Source organism: Sphingomonas sp. T1 (assembly GCF_902506585.1).
In the GTDB taxonomy this organism is placed as follows: domain Bacteria; phylum Pseudomonadota; class Alphaproteobacteria; order Sphingomonadales; family Sphingomonadaceae; genus Sphingomonas; species Sphingomonas aerolata.
In genome coordinates this window covers 1-1,666 of the sequence record NZ_LR733908.1, presented here as the reverse complement: position 1 = coordinate 1,666, position 1,666 = coordinate 1, and the positions used below count along the sequence as shown (strand labels likewise).

Here is a 1,666-nt window from a genome sequence, read left to right as displayed (position 1 = left end):
GATGCGATGATCTCGGGCAATCTGTCTGCACTTAGCGTGAGACGTAGAGAAATCCCCGCGAATATCCTCGCATGAATCCATCCGCGTGACACGATGCTGCGGCCAGTGCTTGCGTATCGTCGCAGCAACGGCCTCTGCATTGTCGCCAGACCCGGTAACATTGGGTGAGCCATTGGGGCCGCCATGTAACATCGTCGCGATAACTTCCCCGTCGCAGTCGAGGACTTGCGCGCTCTCATGATAATTATGGCGACCCCTCCCATGCGACAGTTCAGCCGCACGGGGTATCGTCATCAACGCGTCAGCGACTACGCGTGGAAATTCCGGAATAGTGGCCTGATACCAGTCGAAATGAGCCATATCAGGAAGCCTTAGAAAAGCGCGGATTTCCGCCATTCTCAAGCGTGGTGACCCCCGTGTTACAGGACGGGGGTTCGGCAGCGCGCCGGCGAGCGATGAAGTCCGTCGTTGCTCGAGCCGCCTCGGCCTGTGGCGAGACCACATGCGAAGCGATGTCGTTGATCGCCTCGGCCGTTTCATCCTCGACGCTGTGCAGCACCGCCAGAGCATCCGCCAGTTCAGCCAGAGGCCCAGCCATGTACCCGAGAAACTCGTTCACAAGCTCGGACTTCGAAACGCCGCGAAAGACCGAGATGCGATCGAGCGCGCCGAGGATTTGAGGATCCGGCGTGAAGGTGATGCGTGGGCGTAGCGTAGCCATAGGTGTAACTCCAAGTGCGACAATCGCAGCCTAGTGCAACACTTCTGGCACAGCAACACCCATCGTCGCAAGCGCCCGCCTCGCCGCTTGGTGCCGACCCGGCCCGCAGCGTCAGCGAGGACCGGAAGCGGCACCAAGCGGCGAGGCGGGCGCTTGCGACGATGGGTGTTGCTGTGCCAGAAGTGTTGCACTAGGCTGCGATTGTCGCACTTGGAGTTACACCTATGGCTACGCTACGCCCACGCATCACCTTCACGCCGGATCCTCAAATCCTCGGCGCGCTCGATCGCATCTCGGTCTTTCGCGGCGTTTCGAAGTCCGAGCTTGTGAACGAGTTTCTCGGGTACATGGCTGGGCCTCTGGCTGAACTGGCGGATGCTCTGGCGGTGCTGCACAGCGTCGAGGATGAAACGGCCGAGGCGATCAACGACATCGCTTCGCATGTGGTCTCGCCACAGGCCGAGGCGGCTCGAGCAACGACGGACTTCATCGCTCGCCGGCGCGCTGCCGAACCCCCGTCCTGTAACACGGGGGTCACCACGCTTGAGAATGGCGGAAATCCGCGCTTTTCTAAGGCTTCCTGATATGGCTCATTTCGACTGGTATCAGGCCACTATTCCGGAATTTCCACGCGTAGTCGCTGACGCGTTGATGACGATACCCCGTGCGGCTGAACTGTCGCATGGGAGGGGTCGCCATAATTATCATGAGAGCGCGCAAGTCCTCGACTGCGACGGGGAAGTTATCGCGACGATGTTACATGGCGGCCCCAATGGCTCACCCAATGTTACCGGGTCTGGCGACAATGCAGAGGCCGTTGCTGCGACGATACGCAAGCACTGGCCGCAGCATCGTGTCACGCGGATGGATTCATGCGAGGATATTCGCGGGGATTTCTCTACGTCTCACGCTAAGTGCAGACAGATTGCCCGAGATCATCGCATC

4 protein-coding genes are annotated in these 1,666 nt (G+C 59.9%); 2 read left to right on the top strand and 2 right to left on the bottom strand.

Translation table 11 applies throughout. The features are described from left to right. Together GV027_RS21605 and GV027_RS20125 are read right to left on the bottom strand one after the other, a co-directional pair. On the bottom strand, positions 1-360 hold a 360-nt coding region (locus GV027_RS21605), incomplete at its 3' end, for a hypothetical protein (RefSeq protein ID WP_236559428.1). 1 nt (position 361) lies between these two features. Further along, positions 362-721 carry a hypothetical protein gene (locus GV027_RS20125; RefSeq protein WP_159513421.1) on the bottom strand — a complete coding sequence of 120 codons (360 nt, stop codon included), beginning with the start codon at positions 719-721 and terminating at the stop codon, positions 362-364. Between the two features lie 224 nt (positions 722-945). Between GV027_RS20125 and GV027_RS20120 the strand changes: the two genes are divergently transcribed. Both GV027_RS20120 and GV027_RS21600 read left to right on the top strand, forming a co-directional pair. Further along, positions 946-1,305: a hypothetical protein gene (locus GV027_RS20120; protein ID WP_159513421.1), complete on the top strand. Its 360-nt coding sequence runs from the start codon at positions 946-948 to the stop codon at positions 1,303-1,305. A 1-nt stretch (position 1,306) separates the two neighbouring features. After that, on the top strand, positions 1,307-1,666 hold a 360-nt coding region (locus GV027_RS21600), incomplete at its 3' end, for a hypothetical protein (protein WP_236559428.1).